This is a genomic window from Streptomyces sp. NBC_00654 (assembly GCF_026341775.1).
GTDB lineage: Bacteria > Actinomycetota > Actinomycetes > Streptomycetales > Streptomycetaceae > Streptomyces.
In genome coordinates this window covers 1,111,520-1,127,621 of record NZ_JAPEOB010000003.1, presented here as the reverse complement: position 1 = coordinate 1,127,621, position 16,102 = coordinate 1,111,520, and the positions used below count along the sequence as shown (strand labels likewise).

The following is a 16,102-nucleotide window of genomic DNA, read 5'->3' as shown; positions in this document are numbered from 1 at the left end:
GTCAGCGGCGGATGCCTGTCGCGAACGGCAGGGTGTTCACGAAGGCCCGGTGGTGTTCACGGTCGCACCACTCCAGCTTCAGATAGGACTTGCCGGCCGAAGCCCGGATCGTCCGCTTGTCCCGGGCGAGGGATTCGGGCGATCGCGACGACACCGTGATGTACCCCACCAGGTTCACCCCGGCCGCGCCGCTTGCCAGATCTTCACCCCGCTGGTCGAGCCGCCCGTGGGCGGCGATGTCCCGGGGGTCGACGGTGCGGTTCATCTTGGCCTGACGGCTGGCCTCGGCCTCGTCGTTCGTCTTCTCCGTCAGCATGCGCTCGATGGCGACCTCGGTGGGTTCGAGGTCCATGCAGACCGCGACCGTACGGATGACGTCGGGAGTGTGCACGAGGAGCGGGGCGAGGAAGTTGACGCCGACCGGGGTCATCGGCCACTCCTTCACCCAGGCCGTGGCGTGGCACCAGGGCGCGCGGGTCGAGGACTCACGGGTCTTGGCCTGGAGGAACGTCGGCTCGACCGCGTCCAGCTCGGCGGGCCAGGCGTTGCGCTTCGTCATCGCCTGGATGTGGTCGATGGGGTGGTCGGGGTCGTACATCGAGTGGACGAGCGAGGCCAGCCGGCTCTGGCCGAGCGGCTGGCGTACCCGGATGTCGGCCTCGGCGAGGCGGGCGCAGATGTCGGTGAGCTCGCGGGCCATGACGACGGCGAGACCGGCGTCGCGGTCGAGCCTGCGGCCGCCCTGGGGACGGGCGGCGCGGGCGATGGCGTGGCCCTCGGCGGCCAGTTCTCGGCTGTAGTGCATACAGGCGACGAGATAGGCGCGGTGCTGCTCGCTGGAGGTGGAGACCATGGACTGGAGCTGGTCGTAGGACTCCTGGAGCCAGCCGGGGGCGGTCTTGTCGCCGCGCTGGGCCACGTCCTTGGCGTGCGCGTCGGGGTCGGCGGGCAGCGTGCGGGCCAGCATCTGGAGGCGGGTCACGAAGCCGTCACCGTTGGCCACGTGCTTGAGCAGGGTGCCGAACCGGTCGACCAGGGCTTCCTGGTCCTCGCTGTCGCGGAGGCCGACGCCGGGCCCCTCGATCTCGATGGCCGCGGTGACCGTGCGGCGGTCGGCGTGCAGGAGTACGGCGATCTCGTCGGGGCCGAAGGGGGCCGCGAGCCAGCTGATCCGGCCGATGCCGGGCGGCGGGCCGATCTCGACCTCACGGCCGTCGGCGCTGACGCCCGCTTCCATGGCGGAGGAGCGGTACGCGGTGCCGCGGCGCAGGGACCGCTTGAAGCTGCGGTTGATCTCGAACCACTTGTAGAACGTGCGTTGCTTGTACGGGACGTACACGACGGCCAGGGCGAGCATGGGGAAGCCCATGAGCAGCACGATCCGCAGGGACAGGACGGGGACGATCAGCCCGCTCATCATGCCGAGGAACGCACCGGCGATGATCAGGGCGATCTCGCCGGTCTCGCGGTTCTTGCCGACGATCGCGTTCGGCCGGGCGCGGCCGATGAGATACGTACGGCGGGGCGTGATCGTGTGGGACTGGGTCGTCAACGCCCTCCACCTCCTGTGCTCGTGTTACCTGTGCTGCCTGAACCGCCCCGGGAGGAGCGGCTGCTGTGGGGGGTGCCGGAGGTGGGGCCGGATCCGCTGCGGGGCGAGGGCGCGGAGCCGCCGCCTCCGCCGGTGCTGCGGGAGCTGTGCGCGGCGACACCGCCGCTGACGGGGTTGGAGGGGCGGGCGCCGCCTCCACCGCCGCCGCTGTTCTGGTCGTTGCGGCCGCTGTGGGTCTTGATTCCCTGGGAGACGAGGGCGGCCGGGGAGCTGATCAGGGCGGCGGCCTGGGCGCCGTCGGTGGCCTGCTTCCGGTTGGTGCGGGCGCCCTGGATCTCGTCGCCGAAGCCGGGCACGAAGCGGTAGATCATGGCGGAGGCGAAGATCGCCAGCAGGATGATCGCGAGGCCGGAGACGACGGCGGAGAAGGCGTCCGGGCCGTCGTCCTCGGAGAGCGCCCCGGCCAGGCCGAGCACGATGACGATGACCGGCTTGACCATGATCACCGCGATCATGATGCCTGCCCAGCGCCGGACGTGGCCCCACATGTTCTTGTCGACGAGGCCGGAGTACACGACGATGCCGAGCAGCGCGCCCACGTAGAGCAGGGCGGCCCGGATGACGAGCTCCAGCCACAGGACGCCGGCGGCGAGGATCGACACGAGCGAGACGACGATCAGCATGATCGGCCCGCCGCCGATGTCGGTGCCCTTCTTGAGGGCCTCGGCGAACGACCCGAAGAAGACATCGGTCTGACCGCCGGTGGAGGTGGCGATGACCTCGGTGACGCCGTCGGTGGCGGAGACGATCGTGTAGAGGATCAGCGGTGTGAACGCGGAGGCGAGGACGGTCAGCCAGAGGAAGCCGACGGCCTCGGAGATCGCGGTGGTCAGCGGAACGCCGCGGATGGCGCGCTTGGCGACGGCGAGCAGCCACAGTACGAGGGTGAGGATGGTGGAGGCCGCGAAGATGACGGCGTACTGCTGGAGGAACTTGGGGTTGGTGAAGTCGACGTTCGCGGTGCTCTTCACGGCCTCGCTGAGCTTGCCGACGATCCACGCGGCGGCGTCGGCGCAGCCCTTGGCCAGGGAGGAGAGGGGGTCCAGGGAGTCCGTGGTGGGGGAGAGGGAGCGGGAGCCCCCGGTGCTGGCCTTCTCCCCGTCCTCGCAGTAGTCCTTGGCGAGGCCGACGATGAGGTCGCACGGGTTGTCGCTCTTGCTCGGCGACGGGCTGGGGGTCGGCGTCGGTGTAGGTGTGGGCGACGGGGCAGCGGATGCCCGCGAGGCCAGCAGGATGACCGTGGCAGGAAGGCTGCCCAGGACCGTGGTGAGTGACAGTGCACGGAAGCGACGGCTATCGGGCATAGGTGAACCCTCCATATCCTTCGACCGCTCCGGCGATCTCGTCGGCGGTCGATGCCCGGTCGCCGCTGTTGACCGGCGTCGGACCCTCTGCCTGGGACGACGACTCGATCTTCCAGTCGCCCCCGACCCACTTGAGCTTCTGGGAGATGGTGACCCACGTCTCGGTGACGGGCTTGGTGGAGCCTTGGCCGGCCATGCCGACCAGGCCCGTGCACCACACCTCGACGGTGGCCGTGTCGCCGCTGCGCGCGACCACCTTGGTCCCCACCGGTACGGTCCGGGAGACGAACGCCAGCCCCGCGGGGGTACTGCCGTCGGCGTTCAGCCCGACGTTCCTGTAGAAGTCCGGGGAGTAGGCCCGGTCCAGTTCGGCCTGCAGAGCGCCGACGACCGCGGGGACGTGTGTGGCTTCGATGATGCCGCGACGCGCCTCGGTGTCGAACATCTCCGCCGATCCCAGCGCCACCGCGTAGTTCGCCGCCGCGCTCTGCGCCCCCTGCTCGTCATGCGCGAAGCCCGAGGCGATCGTTCCGGCCGCGCTGTCGGTGCCCGATACGGGCTTGGTGCCCGTGGCGGCGGTGGAGGTGGCGCCCTTGGTGCCCGGCTTCTTGCTGTCGCCGGTGGCCTCGTCGTCGTTGCCGCCGCCCCGGTTCGCGAAGGCGATGGCCGCGATGAGGAGGACGACGATGCCGACGACGGTGACCAGGGAGCGGGAGTTGCGGGCGGGCCGGCGGGGGTGCGGGGCGCCGGTGTCACTGTCGGGGAGGCGCGTACGGGTCTGCCGGGTTCCGCCGAGGGTGCTGTACGGGTCGTCCGTGCGGCCGCCCTGGTCCTTGCCGCGGTAGTCGTGGTCGTCGCCGGGACTCATGCCGCGTACGCTCCCTCGGTCGTGTGCGGATCCGCGCAGGACGACGGTAGCTGTGCTGGTTGCCGCTTGGGCGCGGTGTGGTGACTCGACATCAGGGAGACGCAACCTCAGCCGGTGGGCACGACGGGCGGATGGTGGGGGGTGGGCTGGGACGGCCCGGGTGGGGGACGGGTGCGGAAGAGCGGAGGCAGGGCCGTCCGACGGGCGGTCAGACAGCCATGCCGTACACAATGGTGAACAAGGTGCCCAGCGAACCGATGATGAACACTCCGGTCAGGCCCGCCACGATCAGGCCCTTGCCCTGTTCCGCGCTGAACGTGTCGCGCAGCGCCGTCGCCCCGATGCGCTGCTTCGCCGCGCCCCAGATCGCGATGCCGAGGCAGAGCAGGATGGCGATCGCCATCACCACCTCGATCATGATGCGCGCCTCGTTGCCCAGCGTCCCGAACGGCCCCCAGTTCGGGGCGATTCCGCCGATGATGGTGGTGATGTCGCCCTTTTCAGCTGCCAGGATCATGTAAGTCACCGCCCCTGTTGGGTAGTTCGATGCCCGCGCCGAACCGCCCGGGTCACCTTCTATCTTCGCTGATGAAACCGCGTCCGCACGACGCCTTCCCGGGTCTCTTTACCCGGATCTCGCACGTTTGACCGGGACAGCCACCCTGACCTGCGGCTCATGTCCGTTTTCACGCGCTTGTGCATAGTCACTCTGTGTACCACGCGAGGTGACCACGGACAACGACGATGGCGGTGGGTTCCCGATACGGTCGCAGCGTTGGCGGGGCACGGGGTGTTCGTATGCGCCGTTCGAGAGCCGTCGGTGCGCCGGTCGGCTTCGCGAGGGATCCACAGGTTGCGGGGGGTTCACGGTTGTGGGGGAATCACAGCACGGTCCTGCCGGGGCGCGGCGGGAGCGGCGGTGTTCTCCAGCGCCGAGGTGGCCGAAAATCGCACCAGGTGCCGTCGAACGGAAAAGCTCCGGACTCCGCCAGCCGCGCCACCCGCTCACCCTCGGAGCGGATGGCCACGGCTTCCCCGGCCGACCAGTAGGCGGGATGCCCGGTCTTCTCGGCGAACGACCGCTCGTCCTTCCAGCGCCAGGTCCGGTCGGGAGCCACGGTGATGTCGAGTTCCTGGTCGACCACGTCGATGTCCTCGCCGCGGCGCACGCGGTGCTCCAGGTTCACGTACCAGCCGCGGAACCTGTGCCGTCGGCCGAAGAACCAGAACACCGCGTGACCGGCCCCGGCCGGCTGGAGGATGAGTGCGCTGCCCATGGGCCACCGGTCCGCCCGCACCGCGTATCCGCCGGCCGGTCGGTCCTGCGGCGGGATGTCGCGGAGGTGTGCGCCGCCCGGCAGCTCGGTGCGCCACATCGGTGTGCCGGTCTCCAGCCAGACCAGCCGGCCCGCCTCCGTACGCTCGACGAGCCGTACGGGTACGGAGGAACTCAGGTGACCGCCGATGAAGAGGTTCCAGCGGAGTATCCGGCCCGGGGCGTCGTCGTCCATCGGGGAATCATCCCGCGAGGGTCCCGTGCATGTCCTTCGTCATATGCCCTTCGTCCGTCCCTCGTCGGCGCCCTGGGTGCCCCCCCCGGTCATGCCTCGGTCCCGGCCGGGGCTTCGAGCAGGGCCAGTTCGTCGGCCGTGAGCCGGAGCGCGCCCGCGGCCACGTTGTCGGCGAGGTGGTCCGGGTTGCCGGTGCCGGGGATGGCCAGGACGTGCGGGCCGCGGTTCAGCGTCCAGGCCAGCCGGACCTGAGCCGCCGTCACGCCGTGTGCACGGGCGATGCCGAGGACCCGGCCGTCGTCGCCCGTGCCGCCGGCGCCCGCCTCGCGGCCCGCCCCGGCGATGGCGAAGAAGGGGACGAAGGCGATGCCCCGCACACCGCAGGCGTCCAGGAACTCGTGCTCCTCGCGCGGTGCGCCGACCGCGTACGCGTTCTGGACGCAGACCACCGGCGCGACGGCCAGGGCCTCGGCGAGATGATCGGGGCGGGCGTTGGAGATCCCCAGGTGGCGGATGAGCCCGGCCTCGCGCAGTTCGGCCAGCGCGCCGAAGTGTTCGCTGATCGACCCCGTCGTCTCCTTACGGGGGACGCGCAGATTCACCACGTCGAGGTGGTCGCGGCCGAGCTGGCGCAGATTCTCCTCGACCTGTCCCCGCAGCTGCTCCGGACCGGCCCAGTGCCAGTCCCCCCATGTGTCGCGTCCGGGACCGACCTTGGTTGTGATGACGAGGTCGTCCGGGTAGGGGGCCAGTGCCCGGTTGATCAGCTCGTTGGCCGAGCGCAGCGGCGAGAAGTAGAAGGCCGCGGTGTCGATGTGGTTGACGCCCAGTTCGACCGCCCGGCGCAGTACGGCGAGGGCCCGGCCGCGGTCGCTGGGGGTGCCGTCGGCGTTCTCCGTGAGGCGCATCGCGCCGTAGCCGATGCGGTTGACCGACAGGTCGCCGAGCTGCCAGGTGCCGGACGCGGCGGCTGCCACCGGTGGTGGCCCGGCCGGCGCCGTTGAGTCGTTCTGCTGTGAGGACATCAGCGGATGATGGCACGAGTGGGCGCGCGGCCGGACCCGTGCCCGTACCGCATCTGCGACAGCCGGGGGGAACTCAGTTTTCGGGGCTTTCGGGGCCTGCGGGGCTTTCGGGGCCTGCGGGGCCTGCGGGGCCTTCGGGGTCTGCAGGGTCTGCGGGGTCTTCGGGGTCTTCGGGGTCTGTGGGGCGGGTGTCGGTGTCGCCGTCCGCTTCGATCTCGGCGAAGTGGTCGAACTCGCCGGCCAGGACACCCTTCACGAACGCCTCCCACTTGGTCCGGGTCGTCGTGACCACCGTGGCGGGGTCGCTGGTCTCCCGGAGGTGAATGAGATCGCCCCCCTGTCCTTCGGCGACCTCGATCCAGGGGCCGGGACCCTCCGGCTCGCCCTCGGGGGCGGCGCGGATCCAGCGGAGCTCGTCGGGGAGCGGCCGGTCAGACATCGTTCCTCTTCTCCTTGACGGCGCGGACGAGTGCGGCCCAGGCCGGGGGAGTGGCGTGGAGTATCGCTCCGCCGGGGTCGCTGGTCTCGGTCAGATGGACGGTGCCGCGGGAGGCGGCTATGTGGACGCAGGCCTCACCCTGGGCGCAGTAGGAGGACTTCTGCCAGTGGTACGTGGCCATCGGTGTTCCCTTCACAGTTCCTGGGCGATCCCATGGATGAGGTCACGGGATTCGGCGTCGCCGAGTGCCGTCTCGCCGAGCCGTTCGAGCAGCAGCCGGTACTGCGCGAGCTGAGCTTCCGAGTCGATGAACACCGGGCCGTGCGACTGATCGAGCTGCGCGGTGTCCAGGGAGGGCACGAGGCCTTGGACGTAGTACACGGACTGGCCGGACCCCGGGTAGTACGTGTTCGCGAACGGGATCACGCGCATGGTGAGGTGATCGAGTTCGCTCGTCCTCAGCAGGTGCAGGAGCTGAGCGCGCGCGATGGCACGGCCCCCGTATCTCATGCGGAGAGCGGCTTCGTGAATGAAGGCCCGGTACGGGACGGCGCCGGTCCGGTAGAGCACAGCCTGACGCTTGATCCGGTAGGAGACGCGGTGCTCGATCTCCGGCGGTGAGATCTCGGGTACCGCCTGCCGATAGATCTCCCGTGCGTGATCGACGGTCTGGAGCAGGCCGGGAATGTGGATGCTGTGTGCCGCGTGCAGGGCCGTGCCGTGATGCTCGATCTCGGCCAGGTCCAGCAGCTTGGGCGGCATGATCTCCCGGTACTCCTCCCACCAGCCGCGCCGACGGTCACCCGTCATGGCGACCAGCGCCTCGATGAGCGCCTGATCGGAGCAGGAGTAGATGCGGGCGGCGACACGTACGCGGTCGGCGCTCACTCCGAACCGGGCCACCTCCACATTGCTCAGCTGGCCGGGGCTCGTGCCCAGCAGGTCGGCGGCCTGTGTGGTGGTCAACCCCGCCCGCTCGCGCAGTCTCCGCAGCTCTGCCCCGAGGCGTGCGCGCCGAGCTGTCGGTGCGGCTCTGCCTGCCATCGCGAACTCTCCCCAGACGCCTGTTGAGTTGGGCTGTCACTCACACGAGTGGTTCAAAGCAAGGATTCCGCCCATTCGATGCAAGGAATCCTTGCTGGAGTCTAGTCTCTGACTCAGGCCACCAGCCCGGAAGAACCCCGCTCGACGGAGCGGCCAGGTCACTGGGCATCGACTGCGTCGCAGCTCACTCAACCAACATCCCTCCGTGAACGGAGACTTCCATGGCCATGGCCACCGTAGCGCCGCCCTGGGCCTACACCCTCCAACTCCCGCAGGATCCCCGCGGACCGAGCATCGCGCGGGCCACGCTCCGCACCGTGCTGCGCGTGCATGGGATGGGCGACCTCATCGACACCGCCGAACTGCTGACCGGCGAGCTGGTCACCAATGCGTACAGGTACTCCTCGGGGCCGTACTCACTCCGACTGCGCAGGGCAGGAAGGAGCCGGGTCCGGGTCGGTGTCTGGGACACCAATCCTGAGATCCCCGCCCCGTTCAGCGGCTGCCTGGAGGAACCGTCCGCGCTCGCCGAACGGGGGCGGGGTCTGCTCCTGGTTCAGCAGTGCGCGGACAGCTGGGGCGCGTATCCGATGGGCGGAGGCCTGCCGGAGCAGAGCGGGAAGCTGCTGTGGGTCGAGTGCTCGGGGAAGCCTGAGAGCGAGGAGGACGAGCTCTCGTGCCCGGAGGAGTAGCAGCCGCGGCGGACCGGCGAATGGCCGATGTCCTCGGGCAGAACTGCCCGTTCGGGTGAAGTGGCCACCCATCCCCGTTGCTTCCGGGCCCTGACGCGGCAAGGCCCCACGTGCCGTACAGCACGCGGGGGAGCGGCGTGTCGCGTACATCCGATTTGGCACAGTGCCGCTCCACGATCAAGGAGCGGGGTGAGCTGGGTGGGTGACCGGCAGCGGTTGAGCGATCTGGCGGCGGGGCCGGGGGTCGGCGGCAGCGCGGAGCTGAAACACAGTGGCGGGCCTTGGACCCGGGCGGCCGGGGGTGCGGAAGCCTTGCGTACGCACATGGGGCCGGTGCATTCCGAGTTGGCGACGGCGCATGAGGGCCTGATGGCCGGTGCCGGTGCCGGTGCCGGTGCCTGTGGGCTGGCGGCGCTGGCGGAACTTGGCGCTGTACGGGACTCGTGGGAGCGGCGGATCGAGGCCGCGCGCGGTGAGTGCGGGAGTCTCGCCGCGAAGCTGCGGGCCGTGGCGCGGGCTCAGGGCGAGACCGACGAATCCGTGAAGTCCGCTTTCGCTCCGGTGGCGAGAAGCGGGAGCGGCGGCATGGGTGAGGGCGTGAGCGGGGGCGGTGCGCGGTGAACGGCGCGCGCGGGGCGTCCACCGCGCTCACGTGGGCGACGTTGCGCGAGGTGAAGTGCGCCGAGTTGGAGGGCGCGGCCGATGGCTGGGGCAAGGCCGGAAACCGGGCCGACGCCGCACGGGACCGGATCGACAAGCAACTCCTGAACGGACTCCGCACGACGCAACAGGGCGAGGCGGCCGAGGCGGCGGTCGTGAGGCTGCGCCAACTGGCCCGGAACTTCCAGTACGTCTACACGGAGTGCGGCCTGCTGCGTACTGCGCTGAACAGCCTGGCCCATGAGATGAAGGCCCAGCAGCGGGCGTTGCAGGACGCGCTGGATGATGCGGCGGCGCTGAAGTTCACCGTGCACGCGGACGGTTCGGTGACGTACCCGGCGGCCGGCGAGGGGCTGATCGACGGGACACCACTGCCGGGCGGCACTGCGTCGGGAGTGGTCATGCCGGGGTTCCTCGCGCCGTCCGGACTGGTCGCGCCCAACCCGAACACGGCAAAGGCGCAGGACATCGCAGACCGGGTGGTGCAGGCCGTGCGCGCGGCGGCCGAGGCCGACTGGAGATACGCGGGCATCCTGCGGAAGCTGAAGGCGGAGGAGGGACTGCGGGTCCCGGACGCGGCGTGGACGGACGCGGCGGCGGACGCGGCCGCGGTGCGGAATGCGGCGGGGGGCTACCTGAAGGAGGGCATCCCGTACGACGCGACTCCGGCCGAGCGCAAGGCGTGGTGGGCCGGCCTGACGGACGAACGGCGCGAGGAGTACCTCGCGGTGTACCCGGATCAGATCGGCAACCTGGACGGGATCCCGGCCCTCGTACGGGACGCGGCCAACCGGGACAACCTGCGGCTGCTCATCGGCAAGTTGGGCGGCCGGGACGACGAGACGGCCGTGACGCAGCTGGCGGCGCTGAGGGAGATCGAGCGGCAGTTGCAGGCCGTCCCCAAGGCCGGGGATCCGCCGATGTATCTGCTCGGCATCGGGGACGAGGGAAACGGGCGCGCGATCGTCTCCTACGGGAACCCTGATACGTCGCGGAATGTGGCGGCGTATGTGCCGGGGCTGAACACGTCCTTGGATGAGGAGTTCGCCAAGGGGGACCTCAAGCGAGCCAAGGATACGGCCTTGGCCGCCCGTGATATTGATCCGTCCAGCGCGTCGATTGCGTGGCTCGGATATGACGCCCCGCAGATCCCTGAAAGGGGTAGCAAGACAGGGAATTTGGCGATCTTGGGAGAAGGGCGTGCAGAGAATGGGGGTTTGGCGTACGGGCAGTTTATGCGCGGGCTGGAGGCAACCAACGTACATAGCGATCCGCACATGACGGCTATTGGGCACTCGTACGGTTCCCGCACGGTTGGTTCTGCGGCCCAGCAAGGTGGAGGAATTCCTGGTGTGGACGACATCGTGCTGGTCGGGAGTCCAGGGGTGGGAGTGGATCGTGCTGAAGACCTGGGGGTGGGGGAGGGGCACGTGTTCGTCGGGGCGGCGAAGCATGACGTGGTGACTGAGGTCCCGTCGAAGGTGCAATACATCGCTGGCATGGTCGGTCTCGGCGTTGCAGGGCCAGTCGGTGCGCAAGCCCTCGGGGACGCCGTCGATCCTGGCGACGATGACCTCTGGTTCGGAAAGGATCCGGCAAGTAGGTCCTTCGGAGCCAGGCGCTTCGCCGTGGACGATGGACCGAGACTTATCGGCACCGACGGCCTATCCGCTGATGCTCACTCACAGTACTTCGACCCTGAACGAGATGCTGCATCGGCTGACAGTATCGCCCTCATTACTGCCGGGCATTCTCATCGGGTGAAACTTGAGGAGCCGCGTTGAATTACCGCCTGCGAAGTGTGGCAGCAGTTTTCCTCATTGCTTGTGCGCTATCTGGTTGTGCGAGTTCGGAGAGGTCCGATATGGACATGCAGGGTGCGGCGGAACACGCTGATTCGATGCTTGACGCAGTGCTGGAGAAAATCCAGCCGAGTGTTATGTGGACTCACGGCCCTACGACCGTTGGGAGTTGCGACGTATCTCGAAGGCGCGTGGTGATGACAGTTGTGTCTCCCGTGCGCCGAGGGAGCCTGCTGGGTCTCGTGGATCGCTTCTGGCGGTCCAACGGCTACCGCATGACAGCCGTTAACAACGATGCGGAGTTTCCAGCGGTTTATGCCCAGACCGAGCAGGGGTTCGGGGTGAGCCTTCGATTCGGCGGGGAGGGGCAGGCGTTTCTCCAGGTCGACACCCCCTGCGTCCAGGAGTCCGAGGTGGCCGACTCCACCAGCAGGGCCACCGCCCCCACCTACGAAGGCATGGAGCACATCCCGCGCCCCAACATCCGCGATGGCTTCTGGTCCGCCGGGGCCTCGGTGGCCCGGTCGGTGGGCTCTTCATGACCGGAGCAATCCATCTCAACTTGCCCAACGGGCAAAGTTTTTGAGCCCTGCATTGGGCCCTGGGGCCCATGCTGCGTCCCCTGCCGCTGTGGTCGCATACGTGGAGTGATTTATCTGTCGCTGCGCCGCCCACTCACAAGGTAGGGGACTGGTCTTGTCTGGCATACGAGGAGTCGCGGTTCCGGGCGGCGTTGATGTAAGCGCTGTCACGGTCCGTACGGGCAGGCAACCGATGCCACGCCCACTGCAGGCGGTGCTCATTCTCGTTCAAGTGCTCCTCGTGGCAACGATCGTGGGTGGGATCGACGTGCTGTCGGTCGCCGCCTCGGTCGACGCGGTCGATGGGCATCTGATCGGGATGCTTCTGTACGCCGCCCTGCCCGGCATCACCGGATTCGTGCTGTCTCTGTATGCGCGTACGGGTGGCGTCGGGATCTGGCGGGGCCTTCTCGCCGTGCATGCCTGGTTCATGCTCGGTGCGTTGGCCACGCTCAGTGGTGAAGCCGGTTTGCAGGGTGTGACACGGCTGGTGATTCCCGCCGTGGTCGTCGTACTGCTTACACGCACCGAAGTGCGTGCCTGGTTCCGGCTGGGCAAGGAAGAGCGGGCCGAGCACCGGCCGTTCAGTGTTGCCCGGATGGTGAAGGCGCGCCGCGACAGCGGCCAGAGCGCCTTGGAGTACCTGGGAATGGTCCTCGTGGTCGTGGCCCTCGTCGGCGCGATCACGGCGACGGGTATCGGCGGGTCGGTGAGTGGCCGGCTTCAGAGCGCGATCTGTGAACTGACCGGAAGCTCGTGCTCCGCTCCGGGTACCGATGTGGTGGCCGGCGGCGGGTCGGGTTCCGGGGGAAACCAGGGCGGTGAGGGTTCGGCCTCCGGCGGCGCGGGCTCCGAGGGTTCGACCGTCACGGGTGGCATGACCACCGGCGGTACGGATGCCGGGGGTTCGGCCGCTTCCGGTGGGTCCGGCTCCGGTGGGTCCGCCGCTTCCGGTGGGTCCGGCTCGGGCGGCGCAGGCGGCTCGGGCGGTACCGGTGGCGCAGGCGGAACTGGTGGTTCCAGTGGCACTGAAGGGTCCTCCGCGTCCGGTGGGGACGATTCCGCTACGCCGGTCGACGCGGGTAGATCCAATGGCGGCGGGGGCAACGGGCCGGGCAACGGTTCGGGCAGCGGCTCCGGCGGCGGTGACTCCGAGGGCGGGTTCTTCGACGGCTTCCTCGGCGACGGGCTCGGCGGCGATGTCAGCGGCGTCGTCGACGCGGTCCTGAACCCCGTCGAGAGCGGCAAGGGCATCGTCGACCAGTGGACCAAGGACGCCCAGGGCGCGAGCGACAAGTGGGACCGGGGCGACTTCATCGGCGCGGCCTGGGACGTGAACAAGGCCGTCGGTGGCGGCGGTGGCGCCGGGATGGGGCTGCCGGGCTCCGGAGGCCGTGTCGATGCCGAGGTGAAGGAGGCCGAGCGTGGCTTCCTCAACGACCGGATTCCGGAGAACGGCACCGCGGCCCAGCGCAAGTCCTGGTGGGACGGGCTCTCGGAGGAGCAGCGCGAGCGGTACATCGAGCTGAGCCCGGACCGGATCGGCAACCTCGACGGTATTCCGGTGGCGGCCCGTGACGCGGCCAACCGCAAGAACCTCCAGGACCTGATCGGGAAGCTGGAGAAGACGGACACCGAGAAGGCCAAGAAGCAGCTGGCGGGCCTCAAGGAGATCGACCGGCAGCTGAAGGAGAAGCAGCAGCCGCCGATGTATCTGATCGGCATCGGGGACGAGGGCAACGGGAGGGCCATCGTCTCCTACGGCAACCCCGACACATCGAAGAACGTGTCGGCGTACGTACCGGGGCTCAACACCTCCCTGGACGAGGAGTTCGCGAAGAACGACCTCGGCCGCGCCCGTGACACGGCCATCGGCGCCCAGGGGTACGACGAGTCCACGGCGTCGATCGTCTGGCTCGGGTACGACGCTCCGCAGCTGCCGGACAGCGACGGTGTGGGCGGGTACTTCGCGGTGATGGGCAGCGGTCGGGCGGAGAAGGGCGGTGCGGCCTACAGCGACTTCATGGGCGGCATCGCGGCCACCAACCAGAACAAGGACCCGCATGTGACGGCGATCGGCCACTCCTACGGCTCGCGCACCGTCGGTGCCGCGACGCAGCGGGAGGGCGGGATTCCGGGGGTCGACGACATCATCCTGGTCGGCAGTCCGGGGGTCGGCGTCGACCACGCCGTGGACCTCGGGGTCGGCAGCGGGCACGTCTTCGTCGGAGCCGCGCGCAACGACCCGGTGACCAAGCTCCCGTCCAAGACCCAGGTCGCGGTGGGCGCGATCGGTCTGATCACGGGTGGCCCCGGTATCTCGTACCTCGCGGGAGACCTGGCCGATCCGGGCGACGACGACCTCTGGTTCGGCAAGGACCCGGCGAGCAAGGCGTTCGGGGCCCACCGGTTCCCCGTGGACGACGGCCCTGCGGTGATCAGCGGCAGTGGTGTCAGTCTGGAAGCGCACTCGCAGTACTTCGATCCCGAACGGGACGCCGTCTCTGCGGACAGCATCGCTCTGATCGTGTCGGGTCACTCCGACCGGCTCAAGATGGAGGAACAAAGGTGAGGCGAAGGTTCCCGATCGTTGCGATGGCCCTGGCTTTCGGGCTCGCCCTGTCCGGCTGCGGGACCGAGAGCATGCGTCAGTCGGACGGAGGGAAGAAGAGCGGCATGGACATGCAGCAGGCCGCCGAACGTTCCGACGAGATGCTCGACGCGGTCCTGAAGGGGATCGAGCCGGAGGTCGAGTGGGCGCACGGCCCGACGACCACGCGCGCCTGCGGGGTGACCCGCAGGCGGACCGTGATGACCATCGTGTCCGCCGAGCGCCGTGAGATGTTCCTGGACCGGGTGGAGACCTTCTGGCGGGACAGCGACTACCGGATCAAGGCGGTCAACAACGACGAGGTGTTCCCCGCGGTCTACGCCGTGACGAAGAGCGGGTTCGGCATCAGCGTCAGTATCCGCGGCAAGGGCCAGGCCTTCTTCGAGGCGGACAGCCCCTGTGTGAAGGAATCGAAGGTAGCCGACTCCACGTCCGAGCCGAACGGCAAGGCGTACAAGGGGGTCTACCCGTTGCCCCGTCCCAACGTGCGCTCCGATTTCTGGTCCGCCGGAGCTTCCTGATGACCGGTCAGCGCCCCCGATGACCCGAACAAGTCGCACACACCCGCGAAATCGGCCGTGAACCGCGCTCCGATGGGGGATGGTTGAGGGGTGCGGAAATATTGGATGGTCGGTGGGATCGGCGTCGGGTTGGCCATGTGCTTCGTGGCGCTGCTCGTCGTCGGTACGTACTCGGCCGCCGCCGGGATCGCGGGTGCCGGCGGCGGCGCTGTCGGGCTGGCCAAGGGCGCTGTTCCGGCGCGCTACCAGCCCCTGGTGCAGAAGTGGGGCAATCTCTGTCCCGCCATCAACCCCGCTCTCCTGGCCGCGCAGCTCTACCAGGAGAGCGGGTGGAACCCCAAGGCGCAGAGCCACGCGGCCGCGCAGGGCATCGCGCAGTTCATCCCCGGTACGTGGGCCTCGCACGGGATCGACGGGGACAAGGACGGCGACCGGGACGTGTGGGACCCGGCCGACGCGATTCCCTCGGCCGCCTCGTACGACTGTGAGCTCGCCGGGTATGTGAAGAAGGTCCCGGGCGATCCCACCGACAACATGCTGGCCGCCTACAACGCCGGCGCCTACCGGGTGATCAAGGCGGGCGGGGTCCCCGGGATCGAGGAGACCCAGAACTACGTCAAGATCATCCGGACCCTGGAGAAGAGCTTCGCCAGGCCCGTGGGCCGCGTCGAGCCGTCCCGCCAGGCGGCCGCCGCCATCCACTTCGCGCAGGGCCGCCTCGGTACGCCGTATCTGTGGGGCGGGAACGGGACGAAGGAGCAGGGCGGCCGGTTCGACTGTTCCGGGCTGACCCAGGCCGCGTACCGGACCGTCGACATCGAACTGCCCCGGGTGGCCAACGACCAGTACAACGCCGGGCCGCACCCCTCGCGGGACGAGCTGCTGCCGGGTGACCTGGTGTTCTTCTCCGACGACCTGACCAACTCGCGGGCCATCCGCCACGTGGGGCTCTACGTCGGGGGCGGCTACATGATCAACGCTCCGTACACCGGGTCGGTGATCCGGTTCGACAAGATCGACACGCCCGATTACTTCGGTGCGACCCGGGTCACCAAGGACGGGGCCGCGGCACTTCCCACGGACCTTCCCCAGGCCTGACGGTCATGGGCCTGACGGTCACGGGCCTGGCGGTCATGGGCCGGCAGGTCACGGGCCGTCCACGCCTGGCGGAGAGTCGGCCGTGGCCGGAACTCTCTGTGAAGCCTGGGCCCTGAGCTGCGACAACGAGTCTCTCTTCGATAACGTCATGGTGATCATTCGGTGGAGAGCGGAACGTACACGGTTGGCGGGCCGTTCCCTGGACTGGGACGGCCCGTGCACTGACCATGCGGGCGGCGGTCCGGACGTCGTGCGACAGAGCCGTCGCACGGTGACGGGACCGCGGGGCCGGACCCGCGATATCCGCATCGCATCGAACACGGGGGTTCGACCA

Annotated in this window: 16 protein-coding genes; 7 read left to right on the top strand and 9 right to left on the bottom strand. The window is 69.1% G+C overall.

Annotation, left to right across the window (positions count from 1 at the left end; all coding sequences use genetic code 11):
* Position 1: 1 nt before the first annotated feature.
* The 9 genes from OHA98_RS37565 to OHA98_RS37525 form a co-directional block, all read right to left on the bottom strand.
* Positions 2-1,552, bottom strand: a complete 1,551-nt coding sequence (locus OHA98_RS37565; protein ID WP_266932363.1) for an SCO6880 family protein — start codon at positions 1,550-1,552, stop codon at positions 2-4.
* Positions 1,549-2,916, bottom strand: a complete 1,368-nt coding sequence (locus tag OHA98_RS37560; protein ID WP_266932362.1) for a hypothetical protein — start codon at positions 2,914-2,916, stop codon at positions 1,549-1,551. Before OHA98_RS37560 ends, OHA98_RS37565 begins: the two co-directional genes overlap by 4 nt.
* Positions 2,906-3,784 (bottom strand): hypothetical protein, encoded by an 879-nt coding sequence (locus OHA98_RS37555; RefSeq protein WP_266932360.1) that lies wholly within the window; start codon positions 3,782-3,784, stop codon positions 2,906-2,908. The genes OHA98_RS37560 and OHA98_RS37555 overlap by 11 nt, the downstream gene beginning before the upstream one ends.
* Before the next feature lie 208 nt (positions 3,785-3,992).
* Positions 3,993-4,301 carry a hypothetical protein gene (locus OHA98_RS37550; protein WP_015610155.1) on the bottom strand — a complete coding sequence of 103 codons (309 nt, stop codon included), beginning with the start codon at positions 4,299-4,301 and terminating at the stop codon, positions 3,993-3,995.
* Positions 4,302-4,665: 364 nt separating this feature from the next.
* The gene (locus tag OHA98_RS37545) at positions 4,666-5,295 is read right to left on the bottom strand and encodes a DUF402 domain-containing protein (protein ID WP_266932358.1); all 630 of its coding nucleotides are present in this window, start codon (positions 5,293-5,295) and stop codon (positions 4,666-4,668) included.
* 89 nt (positions 5,296-5,384) lie between these two features.
* Positions 5,385-6,320: an aldo/keto reductase gene (locus tag OHA98_RS37540; RefSeq protein WP_266932356.1), complete on the bottom strand. Its 936-nt coding sequence runs from the start codon at positions 6,318-6,320 to the stop codon at positions 5,385-5,387.
* Positions 6,321-6,393: 73 nt separating this feature from the next.
* Positions 6,394-6,759: a DUF397 domain-containing protein gene (locus OHA98_RS42820; RefSeq protein WP_323179702.1), complete on the bottom strand. Its 366-nt coding sequence runs from the start codon at positions 6,757-6,759 to the stop codon at positions 6,394-6,396.
* Positions 6,752-6,940: a DUF397 domain-containing protein gene (locus OHA98_RS37530; protein ID WP_266932354.1), complete on the bottom strand. Its 189-nt coding sequence runs from the start codon at positions 6,938-6,940 to the stop codon at positions 6,752-6,754. The genes OHA98_RS42820 and OHA98_RS37530 overlap by 8 nt, the downstream gene beginning before the upstream one ends.
* A gap of 11 nt (positions 6,941-6,951) precedes the next feature.
* Positions 6,952-7,803, bottom strand: a complete 852-nt coding sequence (locus OHA98_RS37525) for a helix-turn-helix transcriptional regulator (RefSeq protein WP_266932352.1) — start codon at positions 7,801-7,803, stop codon at positions 6,952-6,954.
* A 221-nt stretch (positions 7,804-8,024) separates the two neighbouring features.
* Here OHA98_RS37525 and OHA98_RS37520 point away from each other — a divergent pair, with 221 nt between their 5' ends.
* The 7 genes from OHA98_RS37520 (at position 8,025) to OHA98_RS37490 (ending at position 15,768) form a co-directional block, all read left to right on the top strand.
* Positions 8,025-8,495 (top strand): ATP-binding protein, encoded by a 471-nt coding sequence (locus tag OHA98_RS37520; RefSeq protein WP_266932350.1) that lies wholly within the window; start codon positions 8,025-8,027, stop codon positions 8,493-8,495.
* 189 nt (positions 8,496-8,684) lie between these two features.
* The gene (locus tag OHA98_RS37515; protein WP_323179701.1) at positions 8,685-9,116 is read left to right on the top strand and encodes a hypothetical protein; all 432 of its coding nucleotides are present in this window, start codon (positions 8,685-8,687) and stop codon (positions 9,114-9,116) included.
* A complete protein-coding gene (locus OHA98_RS37510) occupies positions 9,113-10,939 on the top strand; it encodes an alpha/beta hydrolase (protein ID WP_266932348.1) in 1,827 nt (608 codons plus the stop codon). Before OHA98_RS37515 ends, OHA98_RS37510 begins: the two co-directional genes overlap by 4 nt.
* A gap of 359 nt (positions 10,940-11,298) precedes the next feature.
* The gene (locus tag OHA98_RS42815; RefSeq protein WP_323179700.1) at positions 11,299-11,499 is read left to right on the top strand and encodes a hypothetical protein; all 201 of its coding nucleotides are present in this window, start codon (positions 11,299-11,301) and stop codon (positions 11,497-11,499) included.
* Positions 11,500-11,731: 232 nt separating this feature from the next.
* Positions 11,732-14,110 carry an alpha/beta hydrolase gene (locus OHA98_RS37500; RefSeq protein ID WP_266932346.1) on the top strand — a complete coding sequence of 793 codons (2,379 nt, stop codon included), beginning with the start codon at positions 11,732-11,734 and terminating at the stop codon, positions 14,108-14,110.
* A 23-nt stretch (positions 14,111-14,133) separates the two neighbouring features.
* Positions 14,134-14,670, top strand: coding sequence for a hypothetical protein (locus OHA98_RS37495; protein WP_266932344.1), 537 nt, complete (start codon positions 14,134-14,136; stop codon positions 14,668-14,670).
* A gap of 105 nt (positions 14,671-14,775) precedes the next feature.
* On the top strand, positions 14,776-15,768 hold the full coding sequence (locus tag OHA98_RS37490; RefSeq protein WP_266932602.1) for a bifunctional lytic transglycosylase/C40 family peptidase: 993 nt from the start codon (positions 14,776-14,778) through the stop codon (positions 15,766-15,768).
* The last annotated feature ends 334 nt before the right edge of the window (positions 15,769-16,102 follow it).